Source organism: Propionibacterium sp., from assembly GCF_047719395.1.
Taxonomy (GTDB): domain Bacteria; phylum Actinomycetota; class Actinomycetes; order Propionibacteriales; family Propionibacteriaceae; genus Propionibacterium.
In genome coordinates, this window is the sequence record NZ_JBDNTB010000078.1 from 1 (window position 1) to 895 (window position 895).

The 895-nt window shown below is 64.9% G+C and carries 1 protein-coding gene; it reads left to right on the forward strand.

The window, feature by feature from the left end:
• Nucleotides 1–133: 133 nt before the first annotated feature.
• A complete protein-coding gene (gene cybH / locus ABF648_RS11280) occupies nt 134–886 on the forward strand; it encodes a Ni/Fe-hydrogenase, b-type cytochrome subunit (protein WP_415632357.1) in 753 nt (250 codons plus the stop codon).
• The last annotated feature ends 9 nt before the right edge of the window (nt 887–895 follow it).

Genomic DNA, 895 nt, shown 5'->3' on the forward strand with positions numbered 1-895 from the left:
CGCCCGGGACGCCCGCCCGGGGCTGAAGAAGACCGTCGCATAGGCCCTGCGGCGGGGCCGGCGGGGGCGCGGCGGGGCCTGCGCCCCGGTCGATGGCCACGGCAGAGTCGGCCATTTCGTCATGGAGGGCTTCTTGGCCATCCGGCTGACCTCCCAGGAGGGCGTGCAGCTCGGCATGGAGGCCCGGCCCGTCTACTGGATCCGGGTGAACGTCTGGTCGGCGGCGCTGCGCTTCCAGCACTGGGCCAATGTGGCCCTCATCTTCATTCTCAGCTGCACCGGCTACTACATCATGGACCCATTCTTCGGCCCCACCGCTGGAGCCGAGCAGGGCACCGGTTTCTTGATGGGATGGGTGCGGGTGATCCATTTCGTTGCTGCTGGAGCCTGGCTGATTCTGGGTCTGACAAGGGTGATCGGCGCATTCACCTCACGGGATCGCTATCTGCGCTGGCCTGCTCTGTGGCCATTGAAGGACAAGGAGGATGTGCGCAATCTGGGCCGTACCGTGCAGTTCTACGGGTTGATGCGCGACGAGGCGCCGCTCTACCTGGCGCACAATCCGCTCCAGCAACTCACCTACACCGGCATCTACGCGCTGTGTGCGATCCAGATGGCGACCGGCCTGGTGCTCTATGGGCTCAACATGCAGGACAATGCATTGTGGCGGGTGGTCTCCTCGCCCATCCACTGGACCGGTATTCCCACGATCAGGCTGATCCACACCATGATCATGTTCTTCCTGTGGGTCTTCGTGGTGATTCACGTCTACCTGGCAGTGCGGGCCGATTCCCTGGAGCGCCACGGTGGTGTTTCCGCGATGATCAACGGCGGCGTGTGGCTGCGCCGTGGTGCCCAGCCCGTCGACGCTCCCGGCCTCGAATGAGGCCGAGTG